The following is an 18601-nucleotide window of genomic DNA, read 5'->3' as shown; positions in this document are numbered from 1 at the left end:
GAGTGCAAAATTACACTTTTTTATCCAAACACCGCTTGTTTGGGTTTCTTTTACGTGTTTTTTATGAAGGTAATTCGGTAGTTGTTCTATCTTTTATAGTTGCCGAAGTTTCGTGAACGCCATAAAGAGATTTTCTTTTATTAGCGTTAAAAAAAAATCCGTCAGGTAATGCCTGACGGAAATTTCCATTCATCTATTTACTTAATTACAATTCAAATAATAAAGTCAAAGAAACATTATTTAGTTTCGATGTAATGTTAGCGCCATCTGTAAATCCTTTGGCAAAAAAGCCCTGATTCGATTTTCTTTCTAAATACGAGTAAGCTAAATCTAGTTTAGTCCCTCCAAAGTTATAGCCCAGACCTCCTGAGTAGCTGTTTAAATCTCCAATTGTAGTTCCGTTTTTATATGGGCTTCCTTCAAAACGATATCCCCCGCGAAGGCTTAATTGTTTTATCTTGTATTCAGCACCAACTCTCAATTCGCCCGCGTTTGTTAATTGATTGCTGATGTCATTGTTTACACCTCTAAATCCGGCATCGTTTGTTGGTTTGTATTTAGCGTTTCCGTAATCTTTAATAGCGTAATCAACACTAATTAAACCGGATTTTCCAAATACATAAGCTGCACTAAAAGTTGTTTTTCCGGGAGTTTGCAGAGTATAAGAATCGTAAACGTTTATAATTTTTGGGTTAACCGTGTTGTTTATTGGTTGTCCGCCCAAAGCTTGCGTAGTAGTATAGAGGCTCTGAGAAACTTCATCGTATAGGTCGTACCAAGTATTAGATTCATATGCTAAACCAAGTCTGAATGAGTCTGTAACTTTTGCGATGGCACCAAGTTGAAAAGAGAAGCCATTTCCGTATGTGTAAAGATTGTTGTTGAATTCTAAATCAGATATAGTTTCGTTTGGTTGCAGTGGATTGCTGTTCTGTTCGTAAAAACTACTTGATCTTCTGTAATCAGTGATGTGTACATTTAAATTCGCTCCAAAATAAATTCTGTCTTTATATGAGGTTGCAATATTAAAGCTTAATTTACTGTTGTATCCGCTCGTGTAAATGTTGTTTTCCTGGTAATAATTACCTCCTGCTGGTACGTTACTAGTATATTGGGTGTTGTTGTTATCGGCTGTAACGGGATTGATTACATAGCCTTCTCCGCCAAAAAAGGCTTGCTGTTGCGTGTAGGACATATCTCTATAGTCTAAGCGTTTTATATCTCCTAAAGGTACTCCGTTGGCGTAGGCTAAGAAATATTTATCAATGGAGTTCGTCGGGTTTGTTCCTGCAGAAAAAACACTATTATTGAAATTGTTCGTGTTTTCGTAATTTACTCCAATAGAAATTTTCTTCCAGTTATTATTCGGGTTATGATCATGAAAAACAAAAACAGCTCCTGCTTGATTTAGAAGAAATGTATTTTCTTTATCACTAGTTTGAGTGCCAAAATAGTTTGAGTTGTTTTTAATGCTCTGATTACTAAAAGTTATTCCTGTCTGGTTGTTTGTGAAAATAGCAGATCCTGCAGGATTGACACTCAGAGACGATAAGTCTCCGCCAACTGCTCCAAATGCGCCACTCATTGCTCTGAATCTTGCTGTTCCCGTTAGGTTGTCTTGTGAGTAACGAAGAGCGTCTGAAACTTCTTGCGAGTGTGAGACGCTGGCAGTTAATCCTGTAATAAATAGGAATAATATTTTTTTCATTTGGATAAGTTTTTAGTTTATTTTTTTTGTATAAGTGAAAAGTGAAAGAAGGGATTATCTTCTTCCGCCTCCACCTCCACCGTAAGATCTTCCGCCACCGCCACCGCCGCCAGATGATCTCATGCTTCCGCCGCCACTATTCATAGAACGTGATGGGCTAGGAGAGTAGCTTCTTGATGGAGCATTGCCGTTGCTGCTATTGTAATTTCTGGTTGAAGTAGAACTACTTGATCTTCTGTTAGAATAGTCGTAGCTGTTGTTTTGTCCTTGAGTTGACGAACTTCTTCTGTTTGTAAAATTAGGGTTTGAAGAATCATAGGTTCTTCCATTTGTGCCAGAACTTCTTCTGAAATCTGTATAACCACTTTGTCTGTTGGTTGTATAGTTTCTATTTGAATTGTAGTTTCTGTCAGAATTAGAATTTCTGGTAGTATAGCTTCTGTTCGTTGTAAAGCTTCTGTTGGTGTAACCTCCTCTGTTAGAAGCATAGTTTCTGTCTCCGTAATAAGATGCAGATCCTCTTCTTCCGTAGCTATATGAGTAATTGTTGTATCTATTGTAGCCAGGTCCCCAATATCCAGGATAACCCCATCCCGGGTAGCCCCATCCAGGTCCCCAGTAGTTAGGATAACCCCATCCTCCTCCGTAACCCCATCCGTAATAAGGATATCCAAATCCAAGTCCGAATCCCATTGACCATGTAGGGTCAGAATAAATATTTACAGAAACGTCTGAATTGGCGCTTCCCCAGGCTGGGTAAGCATTTGCGACTGATTGTATACTATCGCTGTCAGAATAATTACCATAATTATCTACATCTGTAAAAATTTCAGTTGACTGATTGTCATCTTGCAATGATCTAAAGTAATCCTTATATTGATTATTTGTATTTGTGGTAGTTGTTTGAGCATAGGTTCTTGGTGAGCCGCCGTATACTCCATCATTGTCATGATAAGAAGTATTTTGGTAAGAACCACATGATGCTAGTAGAAAACTCAATAATCCAATTAAGTAAAAATGACTTGAGTTTTGGCGGAGAGTTGTATAAGTTTTCATATCTGTGGAGTTTTTTATTGTTGCACATTACAAAAATAGTTAGTTTTGTCAAACTATTTAGTTAAAATTATTAAAACAAAATTTGTGCCAAACTATTCAATATGAGTAAGAACCTCACTACAAGATCAGAAGATTATTCAAAATGGTATAACGAGCTGGTTGTAAAAGCAGATCTAGCTGAAAATTCAGGCGTTAGAGGATGTATGGTTATTAAGCCGTACGGATATGCTATTTGGGAAAAAATGCAGGCTGAGTTAGACCGAATGTTTAAAGAAACAGGACATCAAAATGCGTACTTCCCTTTATTTGTGCCTAAGAGCATGTTTGAGGCGGAAGAAAAAAATGCAGAAGGATTTGCAAAAGAGTGTGCTATCGTAACACATTATAGATTAAAAAATGATCCGGACAGACCTGGAAAATTAATGGTTGACCCAAATGCGAAGTTAGAAGAGGAGCTTATTGTTCGTCCTACCAGTGAAGCAATTATTTGGTCTACATATAAAGGATGGGTACAATCGTACAGAGATTTGCCTTTATTGATTAATCAATGGGCAAATGTTGTTCGTTGGGAAATGCGTACGCGTTTGTTTTTAAGAACTGCTGAGTTTTTATGGCAGGAAGGGCATACAGCACATGCTACAAAGGCAGAAGCACTAGAAGAATCTGAAAAGATGATGAATGTATATGCTGATTTTGCTCAGGACTTTATGGCTATTCCGGTTGTTAAAGGTATAAAAACTGAAACGGAGCGTTTTGCCGGTGCCGATGAAACCTATTGTATTGAAGCATTAATGCAGGACGGAAAAGCATTACAGGCAGGAACATCTCACTTTTTAGGTCAGAACTTTGCAAAAGCTTTTGATGTGAAATTTGCAAATGCCGAAGGGAAACAAGAACACGTGTGGGGAACCTCATGGGGAGTTTCTACTCGTTTAATGGGAGCTTTGGTGATGACGCACTCTGACGATCAGGGATTAGTGCTGCCTCCTAATTTGGCACCTATACAAGTTGTTATTGTGCCTATTTATAAAACAGATGAGCAATTAGCAGAGATTACAACGGCAGTAAATGACTTAACTGCTAAGCTTAAAAAGTTGAAAATTTCAGTTAAATATGATGACAGAACAACTCAAAAACCAGGATTCAAGTTTGCTGAATGGGAATTAAAAGGTGTTCCTGTAAGAATTGCTGTTGGTCCAAAAGATTTAGAAAATGGAACTTTTGAAGTTGCCAGACGTGATACATTGACAAAAGAAACTGTTTCCGGCGAAGGAATCGTTACTTATATAAATGACTTGCTTGAGCAAATACAAACTGATTTATTTAATAAAGCATTAAATTATCGTGATACTCATATCACGGAAGTAAATAGCTTTGAGGAATTTAAAGAAGTTTTAGATGGTAAAGGAGGGTTTGTATCTGCTCATTGGGATGGTACAGCCGCTACTGAAGAAAAAATAAAAGACTTGACAAAAGCAACGATTCGTTGTATCCCATTAGATGCTGTAGAAGAGGCGGGAACCTGTGTGTTTACTGGTAATCCTTCTTCAAAAAGAGTGTTGTTTGCTAAGGCGTATTAATTTTTTTTAATTTTTTTTGCATCAGGTATTGTACATCTTAAAAATAGTTGTATTTTTGCATCCGCATTAGAGAAGCAGGCCCGTTCGTCTATCGGTTAGGACGCATGGTTTTCATCCATGTAAGAGCGGTTCGATTCCGCTACGGGCTACTACTTTTACTGCGAATTTTTTCTTGAAATACTGAGAATTAAAATGGCCCGTTCGTCTATCGGTTAGGACGCATGGTTTTCATCCATGTAAGAGCGGTTCGATTCCGCTACGGGCTACAAAATTTCAATTTATTAAAATTGGAGAAAACTTAGAGGATACTGGTCTGTTCGTCTAGGGGTTAGGACTCCAGGCTTTCGTCCTGGTAACAGGGGTTCGATTCCCTTACAGACTACTACAATTAGTTGTAAATAAGTTTTGTAAAATAAAAGTTGGTGTCTCGATTTTTGTTTTATTAGTTAAAACCAAAGTGATTGTTTTTCAATTGTGGGAGGTTTTTCTTTTTTAACTAGTATTTATAATAATTATTACATCTAAAAATTAAAAAAAATGGCAAATCATAAGTCAGCATTAAAAAGAATCAGAAGTAACGAAAAAAGAAGAGTTCTTAACAGATACCAACACAAAACTACTCGTAACGCTATTAAAGCATTAAGATTAGCTACTGATAAATCTGATGCAGCTTCAAAATTATCAACTGTAATCTCTATGGTAGATAAATTAGCTAAAAAGAACATCATTCATGATAATAAAGCTTCTAACTTGAAGTCTAAATTAACTAAACATGTTGCTAAATTGTAATTAATTACAATTTCCTAAATATATAAAAAAAGTCCTCTTTAGAGGACTTTTTTTTGTTTGAATAAAAATGAAAATCCCAAAGTGTCTATGTTAAATGGGATCAAACGCAAAAGTTGGGGATTACGCAAAAAGATTGCATAATCTGAATAAGAAAAAATCTACTTTTCGTACTCCTCTAAATTGACTTCTAAATGCTTTTACTTTGGCATTAAAAGATTCTGCTGAAGCGTTTGTTTTAATCCATTTCAATTCCTGCTTGATTTGTTTCGGTTTTATTGTAATGTTGGATTTTTATTTAATTGACCTTCTATTGTTGTTTAGTTTGCAATGGGTTTGTTTTTAAATTCCTATTTTCTTTTTAAGGTATTCAAGCATTGGCAGAGTAACAGGCTTTGAGAGGAAGTCTATGATAATAGGGTATTTTTTTGCTTTGGCTAAATCTTCAGGGTCAATAGTAGAAGATAATACAATGACATTCGCAGTGTTGAATTCTGCGTAAGCAGGAGACGTAAAGTGGTCTAAAAATTCCCAGCCACCCATGACTGGCATGTTCAGGTCTAAGAAGATCAATTCTGGTTTTTTGTTTACTTTGTTTTTAATATTGGTGTATTTTAAAGTGTTGAAATGCATCAGTGCTTCTTCACCATTTTGAGCAGTGATGATTTCTTTAGAGAATGATGATTTCGAAATTACTTTTTTGCATAACATGAGCGTGATTGGGTCGTCATCAATGCATAAAATTTGCTCGAGCATGTGAATTAATTTTTGAATGTTATTGTGAATGTTGTGCCTTTATTGACTTCGCTTTCAATGGTTATTGTTCCTCCCATAGTTTCTACTTGTGATTTTACAAGGTATAAGCCTAGTCCTTTGCTGTCAGGATAATTGTGAAATCGTTGATAGAGGCCAAAAACTTTGTCTCGATTCCTGTCCAGATCAATTCCAATTCCGTTATCTTTAAAAGTTAAGATAGCTTTGTGATCTATTTGTTCGGCGGTAATCGATATCTTTAATTTCCTGTTTTCCGATTTGTATTTTAAGGAGTTAGTCAGTAGGTTAAGTAAGATGCTTTCGATGTAAGCCTTGTTTGTGTTTAGCAGTGGAACTTTTTCGAAATTTAATTTAATTATCGGTTTGTGTAATTCTATCTGGAAAGACAATTGGCTAAAGACATTCTCAAAAACTTCTTTTAAAGAAACTTCTTCTTTTTGCATAGAAGGATTGTCTTTGATGATGATGACTTTTACCAGATCATTTATGGTTTCGTTTAATAAATGTGTTGATTTGGTAAAGCCGGCAAGGATTTCCTGAAGTTCCGGATCTTCAACAGGAATATCTTCTATTAAATTTAATAGTCCGATTAAATTGGATAAAGGCGCTCTCAGGTTGTGTGATGTTATATAGGAGAACTGTTTTAAATCCTTGTTGTTTTGGGTTAGTTCCCTGATAAGATGTTCTTTTTCTGTTTCTAATTTTTTTTCATCTGTTATGTCTCGCTGTATAGAAATCCAGTGCGAAATTGATCCTTCATTATTAAAAATGGGGATCATTGAAAATCGAACCCAATATTCTTCTTTTTTCTTGGTATAACTAATGGTTTCTATTAAGCATTCTTCTTTATTCTTTATTGCTCTTAATAGTTTTTTTAATTCTTCTGAGTCTGATTTTGGTCCTTTGAAAATATTTGGAGATTTCCCAATTATTTCATGAGAGAGATATCCGGACATTTGTGAAAAAGCGGGATTTACATATACTATTTTAGGGATTTTACGATCTGTTGAATTCGCTTCTGTAATTAGAATAGAATCTTTAGATTGTGTGATTACAGTTTCCAGAAGTTTTAATCGTTGTTCTTCTTCTTTTTGTTTGGTAATGTCCTGGATTGCTCCAATCATTCTAATGGCTCTTCCGTTTTCATCTTTCAATAAAAACCCCCGGTCAAGTACGTATTTATAGCTTCCGTCAACACATCTAAAGCGATACTGATCCTGCCATTTTTCAGTTTTTTGTTCAATAAATGAATATAATTTGATAGACATTCTGATACTGTCTTCAGGATGAATTTTATCAAACCACCATTTTGATGTGTTTCCTACATCTGCGGGATTATATCCAAATACGCTTTCGATTCCTTTGTTCCAATTAATACTGTCTTCCTGAATTTTCCAATCCCAAATAGTGTCGCTAGTCGCTTTTGCAACAATGTCATATTTTTCGTTCGATTCTTTGATCTCTTCATTTGTTTTTTTTAATTTTTCGAAAATAGAGATGTTTTTCTTTTCATTTTTCGATAGTATGTATCTGAAAATTAATCCTGTAATGAGTATAAAAAGGACGTCTTTTATAACAAATAAATAAAAGTATTCTATCTTAGAAAAGTAGGTAGTAAGTATTTTATGGCAGATTATAGCCACAATTAGCGATATGATAACGTAAACTAGAGTAATTTGGAGAGTTTTACTTTTCATTACTCAAATATAGTTAAATTAACTATAATTAAACAATAAGGAAAGTTCATTTCGATGGTAAAATTTACGTTGTTTTGATGAACTAATTACTTGTCTAGACGCAAACTATCGCAGAAACGTTTTTTATATCAAAATAAAGTGTACCTTTGCACCCATTAAAAATCTCAGATGGAATCTATTAGAAATATTGCAATTATTGCCCACGTCGATCACGGTAAAACCACTTTGGTTGATAAAATTATGTATCACTGTCAGTTATTTCGTGACAACGAAAACACAGGTGATTTAATTCTTGATAATAACGATTTAGAGCGTGAGAGAGGTATTACTATTACTTCAAAAAACGTATCAGTTCAATATAAAGGAACAAAAATCAATATTATCGATACTCCTGGTCACGCCGATTTTGGAGGAGAAGTAGAACGTGTATTAAACATGGCCGATGGTGTATGTTTGCTAGTTGATGCTTTTGAAGGTCCAATGCCACAAACGCGTTTTGTATTACAAAAAGCTATTGATTTAGGTCTTAAGCCTTGTGTAGTTATCAATAAAGTTGATAAGGAAAACTGTACTCCTGAAGAAGTTCATGAGAAAGTTTTTGACTTAATGTTTGAATTAGGTGCTTCAGAAGAGCAATTAGATTTTCCAACTGTTTATGGTTCTGCTAAAAACAACTGGATGTCTGATCATTGGGAAAACGTAACTGATAATGTTGAAGCATTATTGGATATGGTTATCAAAAACGTACCGGCTCCTAAAGTATCTGAAGGAACACCACAAATGTTGATTACATCTTTAGATTTCTCTGCATTTACAGGTCGTATCGCTATTGGTCGTCTTGAAAGAGGTGTATTGACAGAAGGTATGCCAATTTCTTTGGTAAAAAGAGATGGTAAAGTTATAAAATCACGTATTAAAGAATTACATACTTTTGAAGGTTTAGGCCGTAAAAAAGTACAAGAAGTAATCGCTGGAGATATTTGTGCTATTATTGGAGTTGAAGGTTTTGAAATTGGAGATACAATCGCCGATTCTGAAAATCCTGAAGCTTTACAAACTATCGCAATTGATGAGCCTACAATGAGTATGTTGTTTACAATCAACGATTCACCATTCTTTGGTAAAGAGGGTAAATTTGTAACTTCTCGTCATATTAGAGAAAGATTGACAAAAGAATTAGAGAAAAACTTAGCTATGAAGTTAGGTGAAACTGATTCTGCTGATAAATTCATGGTTTTTGGTCGTGGAGTACTTCACTTATCTGTTCTTATTGAAACAATGAGAAGAGAAGGGTATGAGTTACAAATTGGTCAGCCACAAGTTATCATCAAAGAAATTGATGGTAAAAAATGTGAGCCAATTGAAGAATTGACAATCGATTTGCCAGAAAATCTTTCAGGAAGAGCAGTTGAATTCGTTACATTGCGTAAAGGAGAAATGCTTTCTATGGAAACTAAAGGGGAACGTATGATTGTGAAATTTAATATTCCATCTCGTGGAATTATTGGATTGCGTAATCAATTACTTACTGCAACAGCAGGTGAGGCTATTATGGCACACCGTTTTATAGGATATGAGCCATACAAAGGAGAAATTTCTGGACGTAACAAAGGTTCATTGATCTCTATGGAAAAAGGAAAAGCGATTCCTTATTCTATCGATAAATTACAAGATCGTGGTAAGTTTTTTGTTGAACCAAATGCTGAAATTTACGAAGGTCAGGTAATTGGAGAAAACTCTCGTGCCGATGATATGTGTGTAAACGTAACTAAAGAGAAAAAACAATCTAACGTTCGTTCTTCTGGAAATGATGAAAAAGCAAGAATCATCCCACCAATTATTTTCTCTCTTGAAGAAGCTTTAGAGTATATTCAAAAAGATGAATATGTAGAGGTTACACCAAAATCTATTCGTTTGAGAAAAATCTATTTGACAGAAACTGATAGAAAAAGATTTAAATTCTAATAAATTTAAATTTCAATATAAAAATCCCAAATTCCAATTAAGGAGTTTGGGATTTTTTTTGATCCCGTACTGATATTCGAGAATCTGTTATTAAATATTTAGAATTTTATAGCGATTATCTTTTTAAACTAAAATGACCTTTTACTTCCCGGTTATCTTCTAGTTTTAATGTATACCAATAATCATCTGCCGGAAGAGGATTTCCGGTAAATAGCCCGTCCCATCCTGGATCTAACGGACGAATTTGTTTTAATAATTTCCCGAAGCGGTCATAAATATAAATAGTGGCATTTTTATTTGTAGCAGTAAGTCCGCTAATATTCCAGTAATCATTATAACCATCGTTATTTGGCGTAAAAAATTTTGGAGCACCAATGACGGCAACTATCTTATTTGTTGTACCACAATTTTTTTTATCATTTACGTAAACTTCATGAATACCTGAAGTTATATTTTCGAAAACGTTTGACTCTTGATAAGGACCATTTGGTGTGTCAAGACTGTATACGTAATCTCCTTTTCCAACAATATTTATAGTTATTTTATTAGAATCGCCCATCATTAAATCTTCAATATCAATACTTAGAATTTTTGCAAGATTTGATGCAGTAACTTCAGTAGTCCTTGTTTTTGTGCAGTTTGATTTGTTTCTTACCGTCACTTCATAAATGCCGGTTTTATTTACTTCTAAACTTGAAGTAATTTTGTTTGGTATTTCTACACCATCTTTTTTCCATTGGTAAGTAAAATCACTGGACGAAGTAGTGCTATCTAATAATCCTGCTTCTAAAATTGTAGAATATGCCGGGTTATCTTCGCATACATTTGTAGTCGTATTTGTTTTAAGATTAGGAAGTCTGTTTACTTCTAATCTAATTTTGCTGATTGCATAACAATCATTTCCTTCTTCAATTCGGGCGAATACATCTTGATTATAGGGAGTTTCATTGTGATAAGATGCAGGATTTTGAATTGGGTTAAGTTCTAATAAGGCATCATTCTCGTTTGAGTAATATTTTAAAGTTTGGCTGGCCGGAATTGGTATGTTTGATTTTGTTAAATCGAAACTGTATAATCCGTCTTCAGTGCCATCATCGTCACAAGCAGGATCTAAGCTGTATACTGTTTCTGAAATTGCATTCACCTTCAATGTCAAATTATTAATGGTGGCGCAAGTAGTATTTTGATTTGTATTGCGTGCAAATATTGTTTGCGGATTACTGATATTTGTATACGTGGCGTTTAAAGGATTTTTATTGTCTAAAGCATCTTCATTACTTATATGATAAGTTGTTGTAACATCCGGACTCGTATTAAAAGCCGAATTAGCTTCATTTAAATTAAAAAGAGACAAACCTTTTGGGGATATTCCTGTTTCACATTGTACCAATGTGTAATTTATAATGTCAGGAAGAGGATTTATAATTAATTTAATTTCTTGTATAGAACGGCTTAGTTTCTCGCTAAAGGCTGCGATAAAGAGCGATTGTTCAAAAGGGATATTATTTATAAAATTATTTAATATTGGATTAGTATTGTTTTTTGCATCATTTTCTGAGAAATAATAATTAATGGTCAGGTTAGATACATTTTTATTATCAAAAATGGCAGCCGTAACTTTGTTTAAATCTATTTTTGTTTTTCCATCTTTACCATTTGCATCATTCTCATCACAGGTTTCGTATTTGTTTTTCGGGAAAATAACCTTGTCGCTAACTTTAATAGTAAAAGATGTCCAATTGTAACAATTAGTTATAGTGTTCGTAATTCGGGTAAAAATGATCTGCGTATTCTGAATGTTTTTATATTGCGTTGGATTTGCAATAGGGTTTAAATTTGTTATGGCATCATTAGAAGATAAATGAAAAGTTACTTTGACATCAGATTGTCCTCCAATTATTGTAGCGTTGTTCTTCGTTAAATCAAAAGTTAACGATTGATTTTCAGTCCCGCTGATATCTGCGTCTTCCATGTTAAGAGCAGTATGATTTAAGACATTCAGATCCGGAGGAGTATTAAAAGTTGCTGTTCCGAGCCAGTCCAGTGAAAAATTACTGGTTCCTATTGGTCTGTCAATGACAAGAAAATAAGATTCGCCGGGATTAACATTTATCCACTTAACATAGCCGTTCCCATTTTGTCCCGGACCTTGAGAGATATCTGTAGCTGTGCCGGTCATTCCGGTGTAATTATTACTAAGTTGTGCCTCTAACGGATTTGTGCTTGAGCATCTCAATACATTGCCAAGAGCGTTGCATGTTGCATTGGGTCCAAAGATTATAAAATCAAAATCTTCATTTAGATTTGTGCTGTCCGGTTTTAGAATAAACCCTAAAGTTCCTGCGGTTTTAATAGAAAGTTTTAGCCAAATGCTATTATTTTCACGTTGCATGCAACTGTTTGAAAAAGAAAACTCATTAACATTCCCGTATCCACTAACAGATAAACCCTGAAACCCTGAATTTCCGCAGACAGTAATTGCATCAGTGCAATCATTTTGTGCGTAAAAATGTATTGAAATAAAAAATAAAAAAAATGATAATTTAAATGGTCCCATCTTGTTAAGTAAGATGTAAATATAAGATAAATCAGTTATTTTTGGTTATTTGTAAAAAAATGTTTATTTCAATTCTTAATATTTTGCAGAATCAATATTTTTTAAAATCAAAAAAATTATCTTTTTAAACTAAAATGTCCTTTCACAGTCTTGCCGTCTACAAATTCTAAAGTAAACCAATAATCGTCTGCGGGTAACTGCTGGCCATTATAAAGACCATTCCAGCCACTGCTATTTTGATCCATCTGTTTTAAAAATTTGCCATAACGATCAAAAATATAGATTTTATAATCAGGAAGCTTATCTATGTTTGTGATAAGCCATAAATCATTATAGCCATCTCCGTTTGGAGTAAAAAACCTTGGATAGTCCAGAACATAAGTAATAAGTGAATTAGACAATCCACAACCATTTTTATCTCTCGCAATTGCATTATAGATTCCCGGTTTTACGTTAGTGAACAACGGATCATCCTGAAAAACATTTCCATCTAAAGAAAATTCGTAATTACCGCTTCCGGTATATTTTATTAAAACGGAGTTATCAACCCCTGAAAAATCTTTAACAACAGTTTCGGTTATTAAAGCAGGTTCAGATAAAGTTACCTTAAATTTTTTCGTTTTTTCACAACCGTTTACATCTGTTACAACTACGGAATAATCACCGGCAGAATTTACGGTGATGAAATTGGCAGTACTTCCTGTACTCCATAAATAACTGGTAAAACCTGTAGCAACAGTTAGTGTTGTATTTTCTCCTTTACATAAATATATTGATTCATCCTGAAAACTTGGAGGATCAAAAGTATTTACAACAAGAGTAATTGGAGTAATATCAAAACAATCGGCTCCGTTCGTGGCTTTAGCATAAATAATTTGGTTAAAAGCAACGGTATTTTTAAAGATGTTTGGTAGAACATTCATATCATTTAATGCGTCATTAGTATTTAAGTAATAATTAAAAACTAATCCTCCGGGTAAACCTGCTGAAATTTGTGGAGTAACTTCTGCACTAAAATCAAATTGATAAAAACCATCTTGTTTGTCATCTCCGTCGCAAGTCGCAATTGGATTTTGATCCGGAATTGCTGTGGTGGGAACTTGTAATTTTACTTCGGCAATTTTAAAACAGCCGTATTGGTTTTCAATTCTGGCGAAAAGAATTTGGTCAGGAATTTTATTTGTATAATTCTGAGGTGTTCCTATTAGATTTGTTTTTGCCTGAGCATCAATTAATGATTCATAATATCCTTTATTAAGGTTCTCTGCTACATTATTCTTGACGATATTGTCAACTTTTGTTAAATTAAAAACTGTAATTCCGTCTGTATCAGCATCACATTGTAGTAAGGTCGTATTAGTTGATAGAATTTCGGGAGCATACTCAATTTTAATTTGCCCGGATAATATACATGTTGTGCCTTTTACAGTGGCTTCTACTATGTAATTTCCGGCATCTGTAACCTCAAAAGTTGAATTTGTACCCAAAGTAACTGTAGGATCACTTTTTTTTGACCATTTAAAATTATAATCAGCAGCTGTTAGTTTGCTGTCTAAAATAATCTTTTCTCCAAAACATGCAGGATTATTAGTAGCTATGGTACGATCTCCTCCAAGTACAATTTTTGAAGCAAAACTCCCGGCTTCAAGAAAAATAGCTGAATTTTGCAACTTAATCGTAGCATCACCAATTACCAATTTTACATGATATGTTTTTCCTGCAACCACTGTGCCTTCTGCGGTCATAACTACAGTTTGCCCAGCGTAATTTACCGGACTTGTACTGCCATTTGTTCCATTAAAATAATTTAGGTTTGAAGCCTCGCAGCCTGTGTAAGCAATGCCGCCCGGTCTTACTCCAGGTTCAATTTTTGGGCGAATATTTACAGAAGAAACGGGGGTATTTGTATTGGGTAATACGGCTAAATTTTTGTAAAGATCAGTAGTTCCGGTTTCTTTGATTAAAAAAGCAAATCCATCAGAATAGTCGCAAGGATAATTATATTGATATTCATTTGAAGCAAAAATATAATTGAAACTCAGGGAACTTGTGTAAGCTATAAAATCAAATTCTAAAACTGTAGTATTTACAGAAGTGATTCCCAGTATATCGTCCAGATCGCTATCACGTCCCCATCCAGTATTGTCATCCTGACCGTCGTTAGCATTGCTAACAAATGGTCCAACCGCACTTTGACTTGTTGACGTTAGTAATACTACGCCTTCCTCAAAAGGAAAACTGCTTCCATTTCTATTAAAATAAGCAAAACTTTGCTTCCCTGGCCTAAATGTATCTCCGTTGCCTGTTGAGTTTGAAACAGCAGCACAAGAGCTGTTTACTAAAGTATTCTCAATAAGCTGTTGGGGAGTTCTTGTATCATCTACGGTAATATTTTGCGCATTCATCTTTACGGATGAACAGCAGAAAAACAAAACAAAGGAAAAAACTTTAAAATAATTCATAGCGTAGCAAATATACTATAAATCTCTATTTTTTAATAGTTTGTAAGAAAAGTAAATAAATAAAAATGTCCAGACCAAAACGATTAAAATCGAGAAATAATGTACACTATAATCTTTAGTATTTTCAACGCCCATTTGTGTGCCAATGGTTTTTATCAATTGTAATCTTGAAATAGGTTCAACAATTAAGTTTGACATTGCCTCTAAAGGAAGAAATTGTGTGATATACGAGCCTGTATTGCTATTTGGGAAGATTTTAAAAACTAAAAGACCTTTTATTATTGATTCGATAAATACCCAGACTAATAAAAAACCAAGTGCAAATGCAGATCTTTTGACTAAAATTCCCAGAAAAAGGCAAAAAGAAAAGAATCCTAATAATTTTACGAAAAAAGCCAACAGGTAGTCCAAATCACTGAAAATTATGCCAAATTCATTATAGGATGAAAAACACAATCCGAGGATTAAACTCATAATAAAAACGAAAACAGTAGAGACTAAAGAAAAAAGGACAACAGTTAGAAATTTAGATAAAATAAATTCTTTTTTGCTTAAGCCATCAATTAGATTTTGTTTCAAAGTACCGTAGCTATATTCATTGGCCATCATGGATACAATAACTATGGCCAGAAAAAATTTAAGCACTGCTGCAAAATAAGTAGTAAAATGCCAGATAAACGGAAAATTAAAAATTCCCATTTCGGATGGGTCGATATGAATTGGTCCTATATCAAACTTTATTGAAGCAATTAATGCAATGAACGAAAGTAATATGAAATAAGTTAAAGTAAGGACACGGCTGGCTTTGTTTTTCCAGATTTTTTGTAATTCTATAGAGAGAAGTCTGTTCATGGCTTAGTTAGTTTTTGGTAGTGGTGTTTTTGGTTAATTCTAAAAATTGAGCTTCTAAACTGTTTTTACGTTTTACTAAATGATTTAATGTAATATTCTTAGAAAATAAAAACTGATTGAGTTCTGATGCTGATAAATCTGATTTTAAATAAACCAAAATTTTCCCGTCTTCTTCTGCAATTCTGTCTATTGCTGCGTGTGTTATCAGGATACTTTTTAGTGTAGTATTATCATCTGCCATAACTTCAAAAAAGCCTTCGTTTGCAGACATGGCATCTACTGAACCTGAGTAAAGAATTTCGCCTTTTCGTAAAACAATTACATGCGAGCAAACTTTTTCGACTTCATCTAATAAATGCGAAGCAAGTAAGATTGTAGTTCCCTGCGAAGCTATTTTTTTGATGATATCACGAATCTGATGAATTCCCTGAGGGTCTAAACCATTTGTAGGTTCGTCTAAAATCAAAATTTCGGGATCGTTTAAAAGGGCTGATGCAATCGCAAGACGTTGTTTCATTCCTAAAGAAAAAGTGCTGAATTTGCTCTCTTTTCTTTCGGTTAAACCTACTAAATCAAGTTTTTCGTTGATTTTAGCATAATTGATACTTTTTATTTTACAAACCAATTTCAGGTTTTCTTCGGCAGTCATGTACGGGTAAAAGTTAGGTCTTTCTATAATAGCCCCAACTTTTTTTAGGGCTTCGTGAGTCTGAACTTTTCCTCCAAACCAGCTGTAACTTCCTGATGTACGGTTTACAACATTTAAAACAATCCCTAACGTGGTCGATTTACCGCTTCCGTTTGGTCCTAAAATGCCATAAACGCGGCCTTTTTGTATTTCAAAAGAAACATTTTTTAAGGCTTGAATTCGCCCGTATCTTTTATGAAGATTCTCAATAGTAAGTATGGTTTCCAAATTTATTTCAGTTTTAGTTTTTAGTATGACGATTCAGTCTGTATATTGTTACGCTAAATTTTATTTAATGTAAATTTGTAATAAAGATATTCAAAATGAGTGAACCTTTAATGGTTTTAAAAAAACCATCTTATCCCTTAATACCATCGCTTTTAAGTTATTTAGAAAGATACGAGCGCATTTCGAAAGTGTCTGTCTTCTATGATGATTTATTGCGATTTTCAGGTTCTGTAAATGTATATGATAAAAATGAAACGGATACTTTGTGGATTAGGGTTTATTATAATGAATTCGAAAGAAGCGAAATTGACTTAAATCTGAAAAAAATCTATTCGCTTTTGCATTCTGACGGAAATAGCGAGATCATCCAGTTCCTGAATGTTGATGCGATTGATTATTGCACTTTTGGAAACTCAAAACCTTTTAGAATTAAAGTTCGAAATATTCTCAATGATAATTATGTTCATTTCTATATTAAAAAAGCTGATGCCTCGAGAATTTACGGACTGGAATTAGAGGATATTCTTTCGCCTGATAAAATTAACTTCTTGGTCTACAAAGACACTTTAATCGAGGAACATATTATAGGGATTCCGGGTGATGTTTTTATGGACACTTTGTTGCATAATTGCACCGAGACTGAAAAATCCCAGATTGCAAAAGAGTTCGTGAAGTTTAATGAACGTTGTATGATCAGACTTTTGGGCGATATGCGAGCTTATAATTATGTGATTGTGCCAATTCACGATTTTGATCAGGTAGTTTATAAAATTCGTCCAATTGATTTTGACCAACAATGTTACGAAGGGAATTTTAAAGTTTATCGTCCCCAGTTTTTCAAGGAAAATTATCCTATGATACAACTGATCAAAGAAAAATTAGAAGACCGATCTATTATTCAATACAAAGACGAAGAAAGAGCAATTCTTGCTAAACGTATTCATTCTGCAGAAAACAGAATCAAAAAACTATTGAATATAATGTGTCACGATACTATTTCGACCGAAGAGCATTTGAATCAACTAAAAATGGAATTGTACCGTTATACAAATGATATGAAGTTTAAAAATGCCAAATCAATGGGGCATATTATGTATGCAGCGTTTGAGTTTATCACGCGCAACTTTAAAAACACAAATTTGATTTAAAATTATTAACCATATAAGTTAAATAAGTTCATATCAACGTAATGTTTTTAAATTATATTATATGATTGAAAATAAAAATAATATTATGAAAAAGTTTTTTTTACTTGGGGTTTCTATTGCTTTACTGGCTTGTCAGCAACAATCAAATACTGATTTTAAGACACTTTATGCGCTTCCTAAAAAATTAAAGGAGGTTTCTGGAATTACCTATTTTCCAGAGACAAATTTAATTTATACTTTAGAAGACAGTGGAAATAAAAATGCAATCTACGCTATTAATTCAGAAGGTAAATTGGCTAAAACTATCACCATTTCTAACGCTACAAATGTAGATTGGGAGGATATTACAAAAGATAAAAGCGGCAATATCTATATTGGAGATTTTGGAAACAATGATAATGAACGCAAAGATTTGTGTATTTATAAAGTGAATAAAGACCAATTGAATAAAGATCTTGCTGTGGCCGAATATAAAATTTCTTTCTCATATCCGGAACAAACTGAATTTCCGCCAAAGAAAAAAGAAATGTTCTTTGATGTTGAAGGTTTTTTTGAACATGGAAATTATTTTTACCTTTTTACTAAAAACCGAAGCAAAGATTTTGACGGAACAGCTTTTGTTTATAAAATATTAAATGCTGCAGGAACTCAAAAAGCGACTAAAATTGGTGAATTTAAAACCTGTGATAATTACAGTCATTGTGTGTTAACCGGAGCAACAATTAGTCCTGATGGAAAAAAAGTAGTTTTATTAAGTCATGATAAGATTGTTTTATTTACTGGTTTCAAAGATGATTTGTTTCACAAAGGAACTCAAACAGAAATAAAACTAAATCACTATTCGCAAAAAGAAGCAGTTGTTTTTAAAGACAACAATACATTACTGATCGCCGACGAAAAAACAAAAAAAGTAGGAGGGAACGTTTACGAGTTTAAATTAAAGTAATTTAAGGTTCTGAGTTGCTAAGCTTCTAGTCATTAAGCTTTACAAAAAGAAGTTTCAACTGACAAAACAAATTAAGAATAAAAAAGTTTGGCACGAATTTCACGAATCTCCATAAATTATATATTAGTGAAATTCGTGGCTAAAATCTTTGCTG

General features: G+C 33.7%; 14 protein-coding genes and 3 tRNA genes. 8 read left to right on the top strand and 9 right to left on the bottom strand.

Translation table 11 applies throughout. The features are described 5' to 3' along the window. Nucleotides 1–61: 61 nt before the first annotated feature. From NJT12_RS02540 to NJT12_RS02530, 3 genes are read right to left on the bottom strand one after another with little or no spacing between them, the layout of a single operon-like run. Nucleotides 62–193 (bottom strand): hypothetical protein, encoded by a 132-nt coding sequence (locus NJT12_RS02540; protein ID WP_271334364.1) that lies wholly within the window; start codon nt 191–193, stop codon nt 62–64. A gap of 12 nt (nt 194–205) precedes the next feature. Next, the gene (locus NJT12_RS02535) at nt 206–1708 is read right to left on the bottom strand and encodes an OmpP1/FadL family transporter (RefSeq protein ID WP_271334363.1); all 1503 of its coding nucleotides are present in this window, start codon (nt 1706–1708) and stop codon (nt 206–208) included. 54 nt (nt 1709–1762) lie between these two features. Continuing rightward, entirely contained in the window at nt 1763–2764 is a 1002-nt protein-coding gene (locus tag NJT12_RS02530) for a hypothetical protein (RefSeq protein ID WP_271334362.1), read from the bottom strand. 101 nt (nt 2765–2865) lie between these two features. Here NJT12_RS02530 and proS point away from each other — a divergent pair, with 101 nt between their 5' ends. The 5 genes from proS (at nt 2866) to rpsT (ending at nt 5133) form a co-directional block, all read left to right on the top strand. Continuing rightward, complete coding sequence (gene proS / locus NJT12_RS02525) at nt 2866–4344, top strand: proline--tRNA ligase (protein WP_271334361.1); 1479 nt, start codon at nt 2866–2868, stop codon at nt 4342–4344. 77 nt (nt 4345–4421) lie between these two features. Then, nucleotides 4422–4493 (top strand) — tRNA-Glu (locus NJT12_RS02520). Between the two features lie 45 nt (nt 4494–4538). Beyond that, nucleotides 4539–4610 (top strand) — tRNA-Glu (locus tag NJT12_RS02515). Between the two features lie 44 nt (nt 4611–4654). Then, nucleotides 4655–4726 (top strand) — tRNA-Glu (locus NJT12_RS02510). A gap of 155 nt (nt 4727–4881) precedes the next feature. After that, nucleotides 4882–5133, top strand: coding sequence for a 30S ribosomal protein S20 (gene rpsT / locus NJT12_RS02505; protein ID WP_271334360.1), 252 nt, complete (start codon nt 4882–4884; stop codon nt 5131–5133). Nucleotides 5134–5472: 339 nt separating this feature from the next. Here rpsT and NJT12_RS02495 read toward each other — a convergent pair whose 3' ends face one another. Continuing rightward, entirely contained in the window at nt 5473–5886 is a 414-nt protein-coding gene (locus NJT12_RS02495; protein ID WP_271334358.1) for a response regulator, read from the bottom strand. A gap of 5 nt (nt 5887–5891) precedes the next feature. Further along, nucleotides 5892–7601, bottom strand: coding sequence for a PAS domain-containing sensor histidine kinase (locus NJT12_RS02490; protein ID WP_271334357.1), 1710 nt, complete (start codon nt 7599–7601; stop codon nt 5892–5894). Nucleotides 7602–7769: 168 nt separating this feature from the next. Here NJT12_RS02490 and typA point away from each other — a divergent pair, with 168 nt between their 5' ends. Next, nucleotides 7770–9566 (top strand): translational GTPase TypA, encoded by a 1797-nt coding sequence (typA, locus tag NJT12_RS02485; protein ID WP_271334356.1) that lies wholly within the window; start codon nt 7770–7772, stop codon nt 9564–9566. A gap of 115 nt (nt 9567–9681) precedes the next feature. Here typA and NJT12_RS02480 read toward each other — a convergent pair whose 3' ends face one another. From NJT12_RS02480 to NJT12_RS02465, 4 genes are all read right to left on the bottom strand, one after another. Further along, nucleotides 9682–12123 (bottom strand): T9SS type B sorting domain-containing protein, encoded by a 2442-nt coding sequence (locus NJT12_RS02480; RefSeq protein WP_271334355.1) that lies wholly within the window; start codon nt 12121–12123, stop codon nt 9682–9684. Between the two features lie 116 nt (nt 12124–12239). Continuing rightward, complete coding sequence (locus NJT12_RS02475) at nt 12240–14528, bottom strand: T9SS type B sorting domain-containing protein (protein WP_271334354.1); 2289 nt, start codon at nt 14526–14528, stop codon at nt 12240–12242. 72 nt (nt 14529–14600) lie between these two features. Next, on the bottom strand, nt 14601–15437 hold the full coding sequence (locus NJT12_RS02470; protein ID WP_271334353.1) for an ABC transporter permease: 837 nt from the start codon (nt 15435–15437) through the stop codon (nt 14601–14603). A 7-nt stretch (nt 15438–15444) separates the two neighbouring features. Then, nucleotides 15445–16353, bottom strand: a complete 909-nt coding sequence (locus NJT12_RS02465) for an ABC transporter ATP-binding protein (RefSeq protein WP_271334352.1) — start codon at nt 16351–16353, stop codon at nt 15445–15447. A gap of 95 nt (nt 16354–16448) precedes the next feature. Between NJT12_RS02465 and NJT12_RS02460 the strand changes: the two genes are divergently transcribed. After that, on the top strand, nt 16449–17501 hold the full coding sequence (locus NJT12_RS02460; protein WP_271334351.1) for a hypothetical protein: 1053 nt from the start codon (nt 16449–16451) through the stop codon (nt 17499–17501). 85 nt (nt 17502–17586) lie between these two features. Further along, nucleotides 17587–18447, top strand: a complete 861-nt coding sequence (locus NJT12_RS02455; RefSeq protein ID WP_271334350.1) for an SdiA-regulated/phytase-like domain-containing protein — start codon at nt 17587–17589, stop codon at nt 18445–18447. Nucleotides 18448–18601: the final 154 nt, after the last annotated feature.

The sequence above is a fragment of the Flavobacterium azizsancarii genome (assembly GCF_027980145.1).
Classification (GTDB): Bacteria; Bacteroidota; Bacteroidia; order Flavobacteriales; family Flavobacteriaceae; genus Flavobacterium; species Flavobacterium azizsancarii.
Note: the sequence above shows the minus strand (reverse complement) of the source record. Positions and strands in the feature narration are given on the sequence as shown.